General features: G+C 73.1%; 15 protein-coding genes. 8 read left to right on the top strand and 7 right to left on the bottom strand.

Annotation, left to right across the window (positions count from 1 at the left end):
• Positions 1 to 122: 122 nt before the first annotated feature.
• Positions 123 to 3,581, top strand: a complete 3,459-nt coding sequence (locus tag ACIA8N_RS21420) for a DNA polymerase III subunit alpha (protein ID WP_365783626.1) — start codon at positions 123 to 125, stop codon at positions 3,579 to 3,581.
• Positions 3,582 to 3,619: 38 nt separating this feature from the next.
• Here the strand turns inward: ACIA8N_RS21420 and ACIA8N_RS21415 are convergent, their stop codons facing one another.
• Positions 3,620 to 4,174, bottom strand: coding sequence for a Clp protease N-terminal domain-containing protein (locus tag ACIA8N_RS21415; protein ID WP_365783624.1), 555 nt, complete (start codon positions 4,172 to 4,174; stop codon positions 3,620 to 3,622).
• The gene (locus ACIA8N_RS21410; RefSeq protein WP_026058749.1) at positions 4,174 to 4,383 is read right to left on the bottom strand and encodes a helix-turn-helix domain-containing protein; all 210 of its coding nucleotides are present in this window, start codon (positions 4,381 to 4,383) and stop codon (positions 4,174 to 4,176) included. Before ACIA8N_RS21410 ends, ACIA8N_RS21415 begins: the two co-directional genes overlap by 1 nt.
• A 99-nt stretch (positions 4,384 to 4,482) precedes the next feature.
• Here ACIA8N_RS21410 and ACIA8N_RS21405 point away from each other — a divergent pair, with 99 nt between their 5' ends.
• Together ACIA8N_RS21405 and ACIA8N_RS21400 are read left to right on the top strand one after the other, a co-directional pair.
• Positions 4,483 to 5,409, top strand: a complete 927-nt coding sequence (locus ACIA8N_RS21405) for a DNA polymerase thumb domain-containing protein (RefSeq protein ID WP_365783621.1) — start codon at positions 4,483 to 4,485, stop codon at positions 5,407 to 5,409.
• Between the two features lie 189 nt (positions 5,410 to 5,598).
• On the top strand, positions 5,599 to 6,480 hold the full coding sequence (locus tag ACIA8N_RS21400; RefSeq protein ID WP_365783619.1) for an alpha/beta fold hydrolase: 882 nt from the start codon (positions 5,599 to 5,601) through the stop codon (positions 6,478 to 6,480).
• A gap of 3 nt (positions 6,481 to 6,483) precedes the next feature.
• Here ACIA8N_RS21400 and ACIA8N_RS21395 read toward each other — a convergent pair whose 3' ends face one another.
• Together ACIA8N_RS21395 and ACIA8N_RS21390 are read right to left on the bottom strand one after the other, a co-directional pair.
• Positions 6,484 to 7,500 (bottom strand): lytic polysaccharide monooxygenase, encoded by a 1,017-nt coding sequence (locus ACIA8N_RS21395; RefSeq protein ID WP_365783617.1) that lies wholly within the window; start codon positions 7,498 to 7,500, stop codon positions 6,484 to 6,486.
• A gap of 159 nt (positions 7,501 to 7,659) precedes the next feature.
• Positions 7,660 to 8,328 (bottom strand): response regulator, encoded by a 669-nt coding sequence (locus ACIA8N_RS21390; RefSeq protein WP_030221275.1) that lies wholly within the window; start codon positions 8,326 to 8,328, stop codon positions 7,660 to 7,662.
• 134 nt (positions 8,329 to 8,462) lie between these two features.
• Between ACIA8N_RS21390 and ACIA8N_RS21385 the strand changes: the two genes are divergently transcribed.
• The 4 genes from ACIA8N_RS21385 to ACIA8N_RS21370 all read left to right on the top strand — a co-directional run bounded on the left by ACIA8N_RS21385 (position 8,463) and on the right by ACIA8N_RS21370 (position 12,021).
• The gene (locus ACIA8N_RS21385) at positions 8,463 to 9,446 is read left to right on the top strand and encodes a tripartite tricarboxylate transporter substrate binding protein (protein ID WP_365783615.1); all 984 of its coding nucleotides are present in this window, start codon (positions 8,463 to 8,465) and stop codon (positions 9,444 to 9,446) included.
• Positions 9,443 to 9,949, top strand: a complete 507-nt coding sequence (locus ACIA8N_RS21380; RefSeq protein ID WP_365783613.1) for a tripartite tricarboxylate transporter TctB family protein — start codon at positions 9,443 to 9,445, stop codon at positions 9,947 to 9,949. The genes ACIA8N_RS21385 and ACIA8N_RS21380 overlap by 4 nt, the downstream gene beginning before the upstream one ends.
• Before the next feature lie 3 nt (positions 9,950 to 9,952).
• A complete protein-coding gene (locus ACIA8N_RS21375; protein ID WP_365783611.1) occupies positions 9,953 to 11,446 on the top strand; it encodes a tripartite tricarboxylate transporter permease in 1,494 nt (497 codons plus the stop codon).
• A 140-nt stretch (positions 11,447 to 11,586) separates the two neighbouring features.
• On the top strand, positions 11,587 to 12,021 hold the full coding sequence (locus ACIA8N_RS21370; protein ID WP_365783609.1) for a DUF6299 family protein: 435 nt from the start codon (positions 11,587 to 11,589) through the stop codon (positions 12,019 to 12,021).
• Positions 12,022 to 12,037: 16 nt separating this feature from the next.
• Here the strand turns inward: ACIA8N_RS21370 and ACIA8N_RS21365 are convergent, their stop codons facing one another.
• Positions 12,038 to 12,520, bottom strand: coding sequence for a DUF402 domain-containing protein (locus ACIA8N_RS21365; protein WP_359207278.1), 483 nt, complete (start codon positions 12,518 to 12,520; stop codon positions 12,038 to 12,040).
• Complete coding sequence (locus ACIA8N_RS21360; RefSeq protein WP_365783607.1) at positions 12,501 to 13,424, bottom strand: GNAT family N-acetyltransferase; 924 nt, start codon at positions 13,422 to 13,424, stop codon at positions 12,501 to 12,503. Before ACIA8N_RS21360 ends, ACIA8N_RS21365 begins: the two co-directional genes overlap by 20 nt.
• Before the next feature lie 74 nt (positions 13,425 to 13,498).
• On the opposite strand from ACIA8N_RS21360, the gene ACIA8N_RS21355 reads away from it, so the two are divergent.
• Entirely contained in the window at positions 13,499 to 13,873 is a 375-nt protein-coding gene (locus ACIA8N_RS21355) for a GntR family transcriptional regulator (protein ID WP_365783605.1), read from the top strand.
• A 23-nt stretch (positions 13,874 to 13,896) separates the two neighbouring features.
• Here the strand turns inward: ACIA8N_RS21355 and ACIA8N_RS21350 are convergent, their stop codons facing one another.
• On the bottom strand, positions 13,897 to 15,015 hold the full coding sequence (locus tag ACIA8N_RS21350) for a DUF5925 domain-containing protein (protein ID WP_365783603.1): 1,119 nt from the start codon (positions 15,013 to 15,015) through the stop codon (positions 13,897 to 13,899).
• Positions 15,016 to 15,055 lie beyond the last annotated feature (40 nt).

Raw genomic sequence — 15,055 nt, 5'->3', positions numbered from 1 at the left:
GCGGGCCGGAGCGGAGGCAGGCCCGCACGGGTTATCGTACGGACGTTCGAAATGAGTTAAGGTGAAGAACGGGGGGGTGGGAACATGCGTACGAATCGATGCGGGAGTGCGGGAGGTGCGCCATGCCGGGTTTCACGCACCTGCACACCGCGTCGGGCTACTCCCTGCGCTACGGCGCCTCCCACCCCGAACGCCTCGCCGCCCGCGCCGCCGCACGCGGCATGGACGCGCTCGCCCTGACCGACCGCGACACCCTCTCCGGCACCATCCGCTTCGCCAAGGCCTGCGCGAAGGAGGGCATCCGCCCCCTGTTCGGCGTGGACCTGGCGTACGAGGCGCAGGCGTCCGGGCGCGGCGGTCCCGGGCGCACGCAGGACGTACGGCGGGTGCCCGTCCGGGGCGGGGCCTTCGTCGACGAGTCCGCGCCCCGTGCCCTCTTCCTCGCCCGCTCCCGCACCGGCTGGGCCTCCCTCTGCTCCATGATCACCGCCGCCCACGCCGGAGGCGGGCAGCAGCCCCTGCTGCCCTGGTCCGCCCTGGGCGACGACGTGTTCGTCCTGCTCGGCGCCGCTTCCGACGTCGGCCGCGCCCTCGCCGCGGGCCGCCCCGACCGGGCCGCCCGGCTGCTCGCCCCCTGGCGCGAGCGGTACGGCGACGCGTTGCGCCTGACGGCCGTCGACCACGGCCGCACCGGCACGGGCCCCGGCTCCCTGCGGCTCGCCGCCCGTACCGTCGGCTTCGCCGCCGAACAGGGCGTCCGGCCCGTCCTGACCAACGCCGTCCGCTACGCCGATTCCGGTCAGGGCCCCGTGGCCGACGTCCTCGACTCCGCCCGCCGGCTTGTCCCCATCGACCCCCGCAGGGAGCTCGACAGCGGCCAGGCCTGGCTCAAGGGCGCCGAAGGACCCGACGGGATGACGGCCGCCGCCGAGCGGATCGTCGAGGCCGCCGGCTTCCGCCGGGACACCGCCCACCGGCTCCTCGAACAGACCGCGGCGGTCGCCGCCGCCTGCCTGGTCGACCCCGAGGACGACCTCGGCATCGGCTCCGCCCACTTCCCCGAACCCCACCTCGTCGGCGCCGAGCACCGCACCGCCCAGCGCGTCCTCGCCTCCCGGGCCGCCGCCGGCATGGTCCTGAAGGGGTACGAGAAGCGGCGCGACTACTGGGACCGGATGCACCGCGAGCTGGACGTCATCGCCCACCACGGCTTCGCCGCCTACTTCCTGACGGTCGCCCAGGTCGTCGACGACGTACGGGGCATGGGCATCCGGGTCGCCGCCCGCGGCTCGGGCGCCGGCTCCCTCGTCAACCACCTGCTCGGCATCGCCCACGCCGACCCGGTCGAGCACGGCCTGCTGATGGAACGCTTCCTCTCCAAGCGCCGCACCGTCCTGCCCGACATCGACATCGACGTGGAGTCCGCCCGCCGCCTGGAGGTCTACCGGGCGATCATCGACCGCTTCGGCACCGCCCGCGTCGCCACCGTCTCCATGCCCGAGACCTACCGGGTCCGCCACGCGGTACGGGACGTGGGCGCGGCCCTCTCCCTGGACCCGGCCGAGACCGACCGGATCGCCAAGGCCTTTCCGCACATCCGGGCCAGGGACGCGCTCGCCGCCCTCGACGAACTGCCCGAGCTGCGCGCGCTCGCGGGGGAGAAGCAGAAGTACGGCAGGCTCTGGGAGCTGGTCGAGGCGCTCGACGCCCTCCCGCGCGGCATCGCCATGCACCCCTGCGGAGTGCTGCTCTCGGACGCCTCGCTGCTCAGCCGTACCCCCGTGGTCCCGACCAGCGGGGAGGGCTTCCCCATGTCCCAGTTCGACAAGGAGGACGTGGAGGACCTCGGGCTGCTCAAGCTCGACGTCCTCGGGGTGCGGATGCAGTCCGCGATGGCCCACGCCGTCGCCGAGGTCGAGCGGGCCACCGGCACCCGTCCGGACATCGACGCGGTACCTGAGGGCGACCCCGAGACGTACCGGCTCATCCGCTCCACCGAGACCCTCGGCTGCTTCCAGATCGAGTCGCCGGGCCAGCGCGACCTGGTCGGCCGGCTCCAGCCCGCCACCTTCCACGACCTGGTCGTCGACATCTCGCTCTTCCGGCCGGGCCCGGTCGCCGCCGACATGGTCCGCCCCTTCATCGAGGCCCGGCACGGCCGCGCCCCCGTCCGCTACCCGCACCCCGACCTGGAGGAGACGCTGAGGGAGACGTACGGCGTGGTCGTCTTCCACGAGCAGATCATCGAGATCGTCCGGATCATGACCGGCTGCCGTCGCGACGAGGCCGACCAGGTGCGGCGCGCGCTCTCGGACCCCGAACTGCAGGGCCGGATCAAGCTCTGGTTCGCCCGGCAGGCCTCGGCGCGCGGATACGCGGACGAGGTCGTCGCCCGGACCTGGGAGATCGTGGAGGCCTTCGGCTCGTACGGCTTCTGCAAGGCGCACGCGGTGGCCTTCGCCGTACCGACGTACCAGTCCGCCTGGCTCAAGGCGCACCACCCGGCGGCCTTCTACGCCGGGCTGCTCACCCACGACCCCGGCATGTACCCCAAGCGGCTGCTGCTCGCGGACGCGCGGCGGCGCGGGGTGCCGGTGCTGCCGCTCGACGTGAACCGGTCGGCGGTCGCTCACCGTATCGAACTGGTGTCTGATTCATTCTCCGGTGCCCGGTGGGGACTCCGCCTCGGCCTCACCGACGTCCACGGCATCAGCGAGACCGAGAGCGCCCGCATCGAGGCCGGACAGCCCTACGCCTCCCTCCTCGACTTCTGGGAAAGGGCCCGCCCCCGCACCCCCGTCGCCGAACGGCTCGCCCAGGTGGGAGCCCTCGACGCCTTCGGCGCCAACCGCCGCGACCTCCTCCTCCACCTCACCGAACTCCGGCGCATCCAGCGCGGAGCCGCCTCCCACGGCGGACAGCTCCCGCTCGCCCAGGGCGGGAAGACCGCCCCCGTCGGCCTGCCCGACCTCGACGAGACGGAACGCCTCAGCGCCGAACTCGGCATCCTCGGCATGGACGCCTCCCGCCACCTGATGAGTGACCACCGCGCCTTCCTCGACGAACTCGGAGTTGTCTCCGCGCAGCGCCTCCGCGACACCCCGCACGGCAGGACCGTCCTCGTCGCGGGCGCCAAGGCCGCCACCCAGACTCCGCCGATCCGCTCCGGCAAGCGGGTCATCTTCACCACCCTCGACGACGGCACGGGTCTGGTCGACCTCGCCTTCTTCGACGACGCCCACGAGCGCTGCGCCCACACCGTCTTCCACTCCTGGCTGCTGCTGGTCAGGGGCGTGGTGCAGCGGCGCGGCCCCCGCAGCGTCAGCGTGGTCGGCACCGCCGCCTGGAACCTCGCCGAACTGGCCGGACTGCGGGCGTCCGGTGGCCTGGACGCGGTGGGGGAGCGCCTCGCCGAACCTGGACCCGAAGCCGCGCCGTCCGGCGGAAGCGGAGACTCCGGCCGCCGCATCACGATGCCCACCGGCTACGAGATGAACCCCTGGGCCGACCTGAAGCCGGCGGGCGAAGGGGCGCCGAGCGGACGGAAGTTGTGGCACAGCAGCCCCGGGAGCGCGGGATGAGCCCCCTCTCCGGTGACCGCCTCCGGCAGCCGTCGCGGTCAGGCCGCCGGAGCGCCGGCGACCGCCGCTTCGACGGAGGCGTACGTCACGCCGTGGTCGGCCAGGGCCTCCGCGACGACCCCCCCGGTCGTGGTGAGCGCCAGGAGGATGTGCTCGTCGCCGATCTCCCGGTCCTTGCGGGCCAGCGCCACCCGGAGGGACTTCTCCAGGATGCTCCTGGCCTCCCGCGAGAAGGGGCGGCGGCCCGACCGCCGGCCGGAGTCCCTGCGGTCGCCGGCCAGCGCGCCCTCGCCGTGGGTCTCCTCCACCCGGGCCACGATCGCGCCGACGTCGATGCCGAGGTCCGCCAGGGCCTCCGCGTCCGCCCGGGAGAGCCCCGCCCGGCGCCGGGCGTCGGTCAGGGTGGCCACCAGGGACGACCTGCGGTCGGGCGGGCACAGGGCGCGCAGGGCCTCCGTCGCCCGGGTGCCCTCCCCGTCGAGCAGGGCGAGCAGCAGGTGCTCCTGGGTGACGGCCGTCGCCCCGCCCCGCTCCGCGTGTTCGGCCGCGCCCTTCACCACGGCGCGTGCGGCCTTCGTGAACCGTTCGAACATCACTGCCTCCCGTACTTCTTGTGGACGGCCTGTCGGCTGACTCCCAGTTCGGCCGCGATCTCCTGCCACGACCACCCCTGGTTGCGCGCGCTGCGCACCTGGACGGCTTCCAGCTGTTCCAGCAGTCGCCGCAGGGCGGAGACGGCCCGTAGTCCGACCCGTGGGTCGCGGTCGCCCGCCCGTGCGGCGAGATCGGTCGCATCGGTCATGCTGTCAACTTACGTTGACGCCCCTCTTGTGTCAACCTTGGTTGACGTGCCCCGAAGGAGGGTGACGTGATCCTCTGCGTGCGGTTCAGGATCGAACCGATGTGGGAAGCCCTTTTCCCCCAACTGGTCGACCTCCTGGGCGATTTCACGCCGACCGTCGAGGCCGCCCCGCCCGGCGAGGCGCTCGCCGACGTCCGGGGCGCGCTGCGCTACTTCGACCGGACCCCGGCCGAACTCGCCTCGGTGATCCGGGTCAGGGCGCTCGCCCTGTACGGCGTCGACTGCGTCATCGGTGCCGGGCCCAACCCGATGCTGGCCCGGATGGCCGCCCGCGAGGCCCGGCCGGGCGTCACCCTCGTCGTCGAGGACCCCAGGGCCTTCCTGCGCGACCGGCCGGTCGCCGCCCTCGACGGCGTCGGCCGCGCCACCGCCCGCACCCTCTGCGGCTACGGGCTCGACTCCGCCGGCCGCGTCGCGGACGCGCCGCTCGCCGTACTCCAGCGGCTCGTCGGCGCGAAGACCGGCCGCGACCTGTGGGAACGGGCCCGGGGCATCGACCGCACCCCGGTCGTCCCGCACGCCGCCTCCCGGTCGGTGGCCGCCGAACGCGCCTTCCCGCGCGACGAGACCGACCGTACGGAACAGCGCAGGGCCCTCCTCTCGCTCGCCGAGGAACTGGGCGCCCGGCTGCGGACCGAGGGGCAGGTGTGCCGCGGGCTCGCCGTCACCGTGCGGTACGCCGACCGGACCACGACCAGCCGGAGCCGCACCCTGCCCGAACCCACCGCCCACTCGGCGGCGCTCACCACCCTCGCGTACGCCGTCCACGACTCCTTCGGCCTCCAGCGGGCCCGCGTCCGGGGCATCGCCCTGCGCGCCGAGGGCCTGACGGGCGCCGAAGGGGCCGGACACCAGCTGTCGCTCGACCCGACGGACGAGAAGGCCCGGCGGATCGAGGCGGTGGCCGACCGGGCACGGGCGAGATTCGGCCCCAGGGCGATCCTCCCGGGATCGCTCGCGGCCTGACGGCCGCTGACGGCCAGACCTCCGACACTCCTTGACGCCACATCACTTTTTACCGACGCGTAACTTCCCAGCCGAGGCTACCGGTGCGTAGCTTGGCTGAAGCGCATCCCCATCGCGCGCCCCCACTTGTGGTCCGGACCGCAGGGCACAGCACCCCACCTTCCCCTTGAGCCGCAAGGAGATCGCCCGATGCTGCCCCGCAACCCCTGGAAGCACGCGGTCAGAGCGCTGTCCGTCCTGCTCCTGGCCGCCGCCGCCACCCTCGCCCCGACCACCGCCGCCTCGGCCCAGGTCGAGACCGTCACCGCCGCCAGCCGTGGCTGGAACGACTTCTCCTGCAAGCCCTCCGCCGCACACCCGCGCCCTGTCGTCCTCGTCCACGGGACCTTCGGGAACTCCGTCGACAACTGGCTCGGCCTCGCGCCGTATCTGGTCAACCGCGGCTACTGCGTCTTCTCCCTCGACTACGGCCAGCTGCCGAACGTGCCGTTCTTCCACGGGCTCGGCCCCATCTCCGCCTCCGCGGGACAGCTCGACACCTACGTCGACCGGGTCCTCGCCGCCACCGGCGCCCCCGAGGCCGACCTCGTCGGCCACTCGCAGGGCGGCATGATGCCCCGCTGGTACCTCAAGTTCCTCGGCGGGGCCGAGAAGGTGAACGCGCTCGTCGGGATCGCCCCCGACAACCACGGCACCACCCTCCTCGGCCTCACCAAGCTCCTGCCGTACTTCCCCGGCGCCGAGGACCTCGTCAGCGCCGCCACCCCGGGCCTCGCCGACCAGATCGCCGGCTCGCCCTTCCTCACCAAGCTCAACGAGGGCGGCGACACCGTGCCCGGCGTCCGCTACCACGTCATCGCCACCCAGTACGACGAGGTCGTCACCCCGTACCGCTCCCAGTACCTGTCAGGACCCAACGTCACCAACGTCCTCATCCAGGACAAGTGCGCGCTCGACCTGTCCGAGCACGTGGCGATCGGCACGGTGGACCGGGTCGCCTTCCACGAGGTGGCCAACGCCCTCGACCCGGCCCACGCGACCCCGACCACCTGCCTCTCGGTGATCGGCTAGGGCCTATCGGGCCGTCCGGCCCCGCCGGACGGCCCCGAACAGCACGGCCGCACCGAGCGCGAGCACGGCGGCGCCCCCGACCGCGAGATACGGGGTGACGGTGTCGCCCCCGGTCTCGGCCAGCTCCACACCGGAGCCCGAACCGGCGGCGGGCGCGGGCACGTTGGGGGCGGTCTCCTGCGCGGGCGCCGTGGCGGCCGTGGCCGTGGCCGACGGGACCGGAGCGGCCGTGGTGGCCGCCGGGGCCGGGGCCGCCGCCGTCTCCCCGGCACCCGTCGCCGGGTCGCCGTCCCCGTGCCCGCCGTGCTCGACCGAGGACTCGTCCTGGCCCGCCTCGATCTGCTCGTCGCTCGGCGCGGACGCGCTCGGCGCCGGGGCCGTACCGCCGCCGTCCTCACCGAACACCACGTCCGAGCAGGTGTAGAACGCCTCGGGGGAGTCCGAGCGCTGCCAGATCGAGTAGATCAGGTGCCGCCCGGACCTCTTGGGCACCGTGCCCTCGAAGACGTAGTCACCGCTCTCCATCCGCGGGTCGGTCACCGTCGCGAACGGCTTCTCCTCCAGGTCCGACCACGCCAGCGGCTTCGACGGGTCGTACCCGTCCTTCGTCACGTACAGCGCGAACGTGCCCCGGTGCGGCGCCGTCCCCTTGTAACGGAAGGTGTGCGCACCGGACTTCATGCCGCTCGCCGGCCAGTCGGCCCGCGCCAGGTCGAGCCCCCGGTACTTGTCGTTGCCCGCGCTGCACAGCTTGCCGTCCGGGATCAACTGCCGGTGCTGACCAGCGGCGTTGGCGATGTTCACCGCGTTCCAGTCGTAGAACGCCTGCGCCCCGCTCGCCGCCACCGCCGCCTTGCACGCCGCCGACCGCGGGGACTCCGGCCCCTCCGCGTAACAGGCCGAGACCCGGCTCACCGGATCCGTCATCGACCCGTGCGCGAACGCGGGAGCGGAGGCGAGCCCGGAGAGGGCGAGGACCGCGGTGGCGGTGACGGCCGAGGCCGTACGGCGAGACGTCATGGGGGGACAGCTCCTTCACGAGGGTGGGACGCGGGGGGTTGCAAGGAAGCTAGCCGCCGATGTCCGCGAAAGAGCCCGTGAAGAAGGCGGAACGCCGATCCTTAGGACCGCTTTAAGGCAGACGTAAGAAGCGCCTGAGAAACAGGCTCCGGCCGCCGCCTATCCCAGTCGCCGGTAGCGCCGCTCCGGGCGTCCCGTGCCCCCGTACCGCAGGGTGATCTCCGCGCGGCCCGTTTCCGCGAAGTACTCCAGGTAGCGGCGGGCGCTCACCCGGGACAGGGAGCCCGCCTCCGCGCACTCCGTGGCCGAGAGGCCCTCCGGGTGGGCGCGCAGCACCGAGTCGACCAGGTCGGCCGTGTGGGCGGCCAGGCCTTTCGGGAGTTCGCGGGAGCCGCGCGGGCGGGTGCCGAAGATCTGGTCGACGTCCTCCTGGCGGGCCTCGTCCAGTTCGTCGAGGCGGCTGCGCAGCGAGGCCACGTGGCGGAGCTGCTCGTGCAGCGCCGCCTGGCTGAACGGCTTGATCAGATAGTGCAGCGCCCCCGCCCGCAGCGCCGCGCGGATCGTGCCCACGTCCCGCGCCGCCGTGATGAAGAGCGCGTCCATGCCCAGGCCCGCCGCGCGTAGCTCCCGCAGCACCTGGATGCCGTCCATGTCGGGCAGGAAGACGTCGAGGAGCACCAGGTCGGGACGGAGCCGCTCGGCGGCCCGCAGCGCCTCCGCGCCGCTGTGCGCGACCCCGGACACCGAGAAGCCCGCCACCGCCGACACATAGCGGCAGTGCAGCTTGGCGACCATGAAGTCGTCGTCCACCACCAGCACGTTCGTCACGACGACCCACGCTAGGTCCCGACCACAACGACCACAACGTCCGTTGGTTGCGGAAGGGAGACAGCTTCTTAACGCGCGGGCAACATGTGGGCCACCTCACATCCCCCTTCCCTCCTACCTGAGAGGCGGCACACGTGCGTCTGCGCACCCCCTTCGCCCTCCTCGGGGCCGCGCTGCTCGTCCTTGTGGGTCCGCCGCTGCTCAGCCCCGGCAGCGGCACCGACACCGGCACCCGGATACCCGGCCTGCGCTTCATGGTCCCCAACACACCCGGCGGCGGATACGACATCACCGCCCGCACCGCGGCCAAGAACGCCGAGGAGGCCGGTCTCACCGGCGACATCGAGGTCTTCAACCTGCCCGGCGCGGGCGGCACCGTCGGCCTCACCCGGCTCGTCGGCGAACGCGGCAACGGCCGTCTCGCCATGTCCATGGGCCTCGGTGTCGTCGGCGCCGTCCACACCAACCAGACGCCCAGGACCCTCGCCGACACCACCCCGATCGCCCGGCTCACCGAGGAGCAGGACATCGTCGTGGTCGGCAAGGACTCCCCGTACAAGACCATCCAGGACCTGCTCACCGCCTGGAAGGAGAACCCCGGCAAGCTGCCCGTCGGCGGCGGCTCCTCGCCCGGCGGCCCCGACCACCTCGCCCCGATGCTGATGGCCCAGGCCGCCGGGATCGCCCCGAAGGACGTCAACTACGTGCCCTTCGACGGCGGCGGCGAGCTCCTCGCCTCCATCCTCGGCGACAAGGTCGCCTTCGGCGTCTCCGGCGTCGGCGAGTACCTCGACCAGATCAAGGCGGGGCAGCTGCGCCTCCTCGCCGTCACCGGCCCGAAGCGGGTTCCCGGGCTCGACGCCCCCACGCTCCGCGAGGCCGGCCTCGACACCGAGTTCACCAACTGGCGCGGCATCGTCGCCCCGCCGGGCCTCTCCGACGCCGAGCGCGAGAAGCTCGTCACCCTCGTGACCGAACTGCACGACTCCCCGCAGTGGCGCGAGTCGCTGAAGACCCACGGCTGGAACGACGCCTTCCTGCCCGGCGAGGAGTTCGGCACGTTCCTCGCGGAGCAGGACCGGCGCGTCGGCTCCGTACTGAAGGAGCTGGGCCTGTGAGGACGACCGTGAAGACCTGGCTGCGTGAGCGCTCCGAACTCGGCGTCGGCGCCCTCCTCTTCCTCCTCGGCGTCCTCGTCCTCACCGACGCCCTCACCCTCGACGCCGACCTCACGGGCCGCGGCCCCGTCGGCCCCGCCACCGTCCCCCTCGTCGTCGGCTGCGGACTGGTCCTCGTCGCCGTGCTCCTCTCCGTCGACGTCCTGCGCGGCGGCCGGGGCGAGGCCGAGGCCGGCGAGGACGTCGACCTGAGCGAGCCCGCCGACTGGCGTACGGTCCTGCTCCTCGCGGGCGTCTTCCTCGCCTTCGCCGTCCTCATCGGCCCCGTCGGCTTCCCCGTCGCAGGAGCGCTCCTCTTCTGGGGCTCGGCCTACGCCCTCGGCAGCCGCCATCTCCACCGCGACCCGCTGATCGCCGCCGCCCTCTCGCTCCTCACCTACGTCGTCTTCGACAAGCTGCTCGGCGTCCCGCTGCCCGGCGGCCCGCTGATGGGAGTGATCTGACCCATGGATTCCCTGAACTCCCTCATCGACGGCTTCGGGACCGCCCTCACCCCGATGAACCTGCTGTGGGCCGCGATCGGCGTGCTCCTCGGCACCGCCATCGGCGTCCTGCCCGGCATCGGCCCCGCCATGGCCGTCGCCCTGCTGCTCCCGGTGACCTACGGGCTCGAACCCACCGGCGCGTTCATCATGTTCGCCGGCATCTACTACGGGGCCATGTTCGGCGGCTCGACCACCTCGATCCTCCTCAACACCCCCGGGGAGAGCGCGGCCGTCGTCGCCGCCATCGAGGGCAACCCGATGGCCAAGGCGGGCCGCGGCGCGCAGGCCCTCGCCGCGGCGGCCATCGGCCACTTCGCCGGCGGCATGATCGGCACCATCCTGCTCGTCGTCCTCGCCCCGACCGTCGCCGCGCTCGCCGTCGACATCGGCGCCCCCGACTACCTCGCCCTGATGGTCCTCGCGTTCATCGCGGTGACCTCGGTCCTCGGCTCCTCCCGCATCCGGGGCCTCGCCTCCCTGCTCATCGGCCTCACCATCGGCCTGGTCGGCCTCGACCAGATGACCGGACAGCAGCGCCTCACCTTCGGTTCCCTCCAGCTCGCCGACGGCGTCGACGTCGTCATCGTCGCGGTCGGCCTCTTCGCCATCGGCGAGGCGCTGTGGGTCGCCGCGCACCTGCGCCGGACGGCGGGCGAGGCCATCCCGGTCGGGCGCCCCTGGCTGGGCGGGGAGGACGTGAAGCGCACCTGGAAGTCCTGGCTGCGCGGTCCCCTCATCGGATTCCCGTTCGGCGCGATCCCGGCCGGCGGCGCGGAGATCCCGACGTTCCTCTCGTACGTGACGGAGAAGCGGCTCTCGAAGCACAAGGAGCAGTTCGGCAAGGGCGCCATCGAGGGGGTGGCCGGACCGGAGTCGGCGGCCTCCGCCTCCGCGGCGGGGACGCTCGTCTCGATGCTGACCCTCGGGCTCCCCACGACGGCCGTCGCCGCCGTGATGCTGGCCGCGTTCCAGCAGTACGGCATCCAGCCCGGCCCGCTCCTCTTCGAGCGGGAGCCCGACCTGGTGTGGGGCCTGATCGCCTCGCTGTTCGTCGGCATGGTGCTGCTGCTCGCGCTCAACCTGCCGCTGGCGCCCGTCTGGGCCAAGCTGCTGCGCATCCCGCGCCCGTACCTCTACGCCGGCATCCTCTTCTTCGCCGCCGTCGGCGCGTACGCGGTCGGCGGGGAGGCGCTCGACCTGGTCATCCTGCTGGTCATCGGCCTGATCGGGCTCGGCATGCGCCGCTACGGCCTGCCGGTGCTGCCGGCCGTCATCGGCGTCATCCTCGGCCCGGCCGCCGAACAGCAGCTGCGCCGCGCCCTGCAGATCAGCGACGGCTCGGTGACCGGTCTGGTCGACACCCCGTTCTCCGTCACCGTGTACGCGGTCGTCGTGATCCTGCTCGCCTGGCCGCTGCTGAGGAAGGTGGTCATCCGGCGCGCGGGGACGAGGTAGAGGTCCGGACGGACCGTACGACGGTATGTGCGGCGGTCCGTCCAACTCGCCCCCGAAGGAGTGAGTTTCGGACAGGTGGCGGCCGGATCCGGTATCCCTGGCGGGCAGTACCTTCCCCCCACTCCGAAGGGACCCCGCTCATGCGCGTCCGACTCGTCATCGCCACAGGCGTCCTGCTCGCCTCCGCCCTCGCCCCGCTCGCCCACGCGGAAGGCACCCCTCCCGCCCCCCTGGGAGGGGTCGACGACCTCTCCGTCCACGGGTTCGGGAGCGTCGGCGAGGACAGCACGGTGACCCTGACCGGCTCGTACCGCTGCCTCGACGACAGCGCGGGCCCCGTCTTCGTCAGCTCCACGCTCGTCCAGGGCGACCGCTCCGCCGGGATCGGCGGCACCCGGGCCGTCTGCGACGGACACCTCCACGAGTGGGTCAACACCTCCGTCGTGAAGGACCCCGCCTACCAGCCGGGCAGGGCCCGGGTACAGGCCACCCTCATGCAGCTCACCGCGGGCGAGGCGGGACTGCCGACGCCCGACTTCCTCGCGGTCGAGGAGTCGGCCGTCGAACTCCGCTGACGCCGGCCCGGGAAGCTCATCGGCCCAGCAGCTCGATCAGGCCCTCGCGGCCCAGTACCTCCAGCTCGTCGAGGGCGACCACGGCACGCGCCGCCGCCTCCGGATCCGAGGCGGTGAGCCCGCTCGCCGCGAACTCGTCCTCGTCGAGCCGCAGCACCTCGCTGCCGTCCGCCGACACCCACAAATCCAGGTCCAGGTCCTCGATCACCACCCCGGAGCCGTCGAAGACGGCCGGCCGGGTGATGTCGCAGTACCAGCCCTTGAGGGCGCCGTCGGCGGACCACACCTCCTTGACCGTGAACCAGCGGTCGCGCCAGTAGTGCTCCACGAAGACGTCGCCCGGCTCGAACCGCACGAAACCGAAGTCCCGCACCCCCTCGGCCGCCCACGGGGCGCGCACCGAGAGCCGGGCGCCGTCCTCCGTGAGGACCTCGGCCGGATAGCGGATCTTCGTCCGTCCCGCCTTCGTCAGGGTGACCTCAACCGATCGTCCGGACATGCCGCACCTCCGTCGCGCCGATCTCGTAACCGAACCATTCGTTGATCGCCAGCATGGGCCCGTTGCCCGCGTCGTTCCCGGTGAACGCCTCCGTGCAGCCCGCGGCCCGCGCCCGGTGCAGCGACGTGTTCTTGGCGAGCTTGGCGAGACCGCGCCCCCGGTACGCCGGAGAGGTACCCGTCATCCCCGAGGCGTACCGGCCGAGACCGTCCGTCTGCGCCGCGGTGAACGCGGCAGGAACGCCGTCGACCACCGCGACCGTCGTCAGCGCGCGGTCGAGCAGCGGATGCTCCCAGGTCGTCGCCAGCCAGTGCGCGTAGTCGGCGAGCTCCGCGCCCACGTCGCCCGGCTCGTCGGCCGTCGTCACCGCGTCCAGCTCGAACAGCGGCCGCGGGTCGGCCGCGAAGTCCTCGGCCGTGCGCAGTTCCACCCCGGCGGGCGGCGCCTGGAGCGGCGGCAGTTCGGCCGTGGTCAGGTCGAGGCGGAGGAAGTGCGCGGAACGGCTCGGCGCGTACCCACGGCGCACGGCCCACGAGCGGTTCTCCGGCGCGTCCAGGACCCAGCTGTACAGCGTCCGCGCGCCCCGCTCGGCGAGGTGCTCCTCGGCGGCGCGCAGCAGCAGCGTCCCCGCACCGCGGCCCGAGTGCGCCGGGTCCACGTACACGTTGACGTAGCCGATGCCGGGCTCCGGGGCGTCATGGGCGATCCCCACCTGGGCGGTCCCGATGATCCCGCCGTCCTCGGTCACGGCCACGAGCGGGCGGTAGTGGCTCTCGGGGTGGGCGTGCGCCCAGTCGAAGGTGAGCTGCTCGGCGGTCGCGAGCATGAAGGGCAGCGCGGCCCGGCGGACCCGGGCGAAACCGTCGGCGTCCTCGGACGTCACGTCACGGGCGATCACAGTCATGTGGCCGCACGGTACGGGGGCGGGGGGCGCAGCCGCCTCCCATTTTCCGGTGGGGTGGGGGCAGAATCGGCGGGGTGACACTCACCATCGCCGTGAACCATGAATCAACCACCGCTCCCTACGAACAGCTGCGCGCCCAGATCTCGGAGCGGGCCCGGTCGGGCAAACTGCCGGTCGGGTACAAGCTGCCGACGGTGCGGGGGCTCGCGGAGCAGCTGGGCCTCGCCGCGAACACGGTCGCCAAGGCGTACAAGGCGCTTGAGGCGGACGGGGTGATCGAGACCCGCGGGCGGCACGGGACCTTCGTCGCCGCGGCGGGCGACGCCGCCACCCGCAGGGCCGCGACAGCCGCCGCCCAGTACGCCGAGGAGGCCCGGCGCCTGGGTCTCAGCAGGGAGGCCGCGGAGGCGGCGATGAGCGAGGCCCTGCGGGCCGCGTACGACAGCTGACGGCTCAGGGCGGGACCGACCGGCTACAGGTAGAGGCCGGCCCCCGCCGTGCGTGGTTCGGGAAGTCCCGTCGGGGGCGTGCCGCGGCGCAGGGCGAACAGCTCCGCCAGCGTCGCGCCCTCGCGCGGCACGTCCTCCTCGCGGCCGAGCCAGGCCGCCGACTCGGCCCGGGTCAGCGGCCCCACCTCGATACGGGCCAGACAGCGGCCCGGCCGGACGACGGCCGGGTGCAGCCGTTCCAGGTCCTCGTTGGTGGTGACCCCCACCAGCACGTTGCGGCCCTGGCCCAGCAGACCGTCCGTCAGGTTGAGCAGCCGCGACAGGGCCTGCCCCGCCGTGTGCTTCGCCTCGCCCCTGATCAGCTCGTCGCAGTCCTCCAGGAGCAGCAGCCGCCAGCGCCCCTTCGCCGTGCCCTCGTCCTCCCCGATGGCGATGTCCATCAGATAGCCGACGTCGTTGAAGAGCCGCTCCGGGTCCAGTACGCAGTCCACCTGGCACCAGTCCCGCCAGGACCTCGCAAGGGTCCGCAGCGCGGACGTCTTGCCCGTCCCCGGCGGGCCGTGCAGCAGCAGGAGCCGGCCGGCGATCGTGTCGGGCGTCACCTTCATCAGCCGGTCCATGGACTCGGCCACCGGCGCGCTGTAGTTGGCCCGGACCTCGTCCCACGTCCCGGCGCTGATCTGCCGGGTCGTCCGGTGCGGGCCGCGCCGGGGCGACACGTACCAGAACCCCATCGTCACGTTCTCCGGCTGCGGCTCGGGCTCGTCCTTCGCCCCGTCGGTCGCCTCCTTGAGGACGCGCTCGGCGAGCTCCGCGTCGGCGGCCGTGACGGTGACGTCCGCGCCCCGGCTCCAGCGGGAGACGAGCAGCGTCCAGCCCTCGCCCTCGGCGAGCAGGGCGCTGCGGTCGTCGTCCTTCGCGGCCCGCAGCACGGTGGCGCCCGCCGGGAGCAGCGTCGCCTCGGGCTTGACCCGGTCCAGGGTGGTGCTGTGCGAGTGCGGCTGCTCCCCGGTCGCGAAGCGGCCGAGGAACAGCGCGTCGACGACGTCCGACGGCGAGTCGCTGTCGTCGAGGTTGAGCCGGATGGGCAGCGACCGCTGGGGCTCGGACGGTACCGCTGGGGTGTCAGCCATGGCGCCCATGATCCGGCAACCGGGCATGGCGTGCACCGGGTTTTGAACG

Origin of the sequence: Streptomyces sp. NPDC051822, from assembly GCF_044452745.1 — a bacterium.
Lineage (GTDB): Bacteria > Actinomycetota > Actinomycetes > Streptomycetales > Streptomycetaceae > Streptomyces.
This window is presented reverse-complemented; position numbering and strand designations above follow the sequence as displayed.

What these genes read in the sequence shown, in the direction of transcription:
- ACIA8N_RS21415 (WP_365783624.1), bottom strand. Translation starts at nt 4,174, where the DNA reads ATGTTCGAACGGTTCACGAAGGCCGCACGCGCCGTGGTGAAGGGCGCG.
- ACIA8N_RS21365 (WP_359207278.1), bottom strand. Translation starts at nt 12,520, where the DNA reads ATGTCCGGACGATCGGTTGAGGTCACCCTGACGAAGGCGGGACGGACG.
- ACIA8N_RS21395 (WP_365783617.1), bottom strand. Translation starts at nt 7,500, where the DNA reads ATGACGTCTCGCCGTACGGCCTCGGCCGTCACCGCCACCGCGGTCCTC.
- ACIA8N_RS21410 (WP_026058749.1), bottom strand. Translation starts at nt 4,383, where the DNA reads ATGACCGATGCGACCGATCTCGCCGCACGGGCGGGCGACCGCGACCCA.
- ACIA8N_RS21375 (WP_365783611.1), top strand. Translation starts at nt 9,953, where the DNA reads ATGGATTCCCTGAACTCCCTCATCGACGGCTTCGGGACCGCCCTCACC.
- ACIA8N_RS21400 (WP_365783619.1), top strand. Translation starts at nt 5,599, where the DNA reads ATGCTGCCCCGCAACCCCTGGAAGCACGCGGTCAGAGCGCTGTCCGTC.
- ACIA8N_RS21405 (WP_365783621.1), top strand. Translation starts at nt 4,483, where the DNA reads ATGTGGGAAGCCCTTTTCCCCCAACTGGTCGACCTCCTGGGCGATTTC.
- ACIA8N_RS21350 (WP_365783603.1), bottom strand. Translation starts at nt 15,015, where the DNA reads ATGGGCGCCATGGCTGACACCCCAGCGGTACCGTCCGAGCCCCAGCGG.
- ACIA8N_RS21420 (WP_365783626.1), top strand. Translation starts at nt 123, where the DNA reads ATGCCGGGTTTCACGCACCTGCACACCGCGTCGGGCTACTCCCTGCGC.
- ACIA8N_RS21360 (WP_365783607.1), bottom strand. Translation starts at nt 13,424, where the DNA reads ATGACTGTGATCGCCCGTGACGTGACGTCCGAGGACGCCGACGGTTTC.
- ACIA8N_RS21370 (WP_365783609.1), top strand. Translation starts at nt 11,587, where the DNA reads ATGCGCGTCCGACTCGTCATCGCCACAGGCGTCCTGCTCGCCTCCGCC.